Raw genomic sequence first — 449 nt, 5'->3', positions numbered from 1 at the left:
GCCGGAGCCCCATGGGTCCGGAGGAAGTTGTAGGCGTAGGCCGCACCCCGTTCTCCGTTCCGGAGCTTTGACAGCGCCCGAGGGGATAGGATCGATCCGTCTTGGGTCAGCCAATGGATGCGGGCGCTGGCGCGGGTTGTGTCGCAAACTTGGAGAGGAGACGCGAAAGGGACAATCGCTCGGTAGCGTGTTCAGGCGGCGAGCAGCTCGAACTGCTCGGCCAGCGATGGCTGCGGATTGCAGGCATACTTCGCCTGCTGTTTGCGCATCATGTGGATCAACTCGATGCCACCCAGGATCACTCGGGCAGTGATAACGGAATGGAAACCAAGCATCGGCCGGATGCGCCGTTTGATAGCACGATGATCCTGCTCAATTCGATTGTTCAAGTAGGCACTTTGCCGGATGGCCTGCCCCATGAGGGTGATCCGGGTGTGATGTTAATTCAG

At 59.5% G+C, this 449-nt stretch carries 1 pseudogene; it reads right to left on the bottom strand.

The annotated features are described in order from the left end of the window. Nucleotides 1–191: 191 nt before the first annotated feature. Nucleotides 192–407 (bottom strand): annotated as a pseudogene (locus tag LG661_RS24890) (DDE-type integrase/transposase/recombinase); the annotation flags it as partial. Nucleotides 408–449 lie beyond the last annotated feature (42 nt).

Source organism: Microvirga roseola, assembly GCF_020866965.1.
Classification (GTDB): domain Bacteria; phylum Pseudomonadota; class Alphaproteobacteria; order Rhizobiales; family Beijerinckiaceae; genus Microvirga; species Microvirga roseola.
Note: the sequence above shows the minus strand (reverse complement) of the source record. Positions and strands in the feature narration are given on the sequence as shown.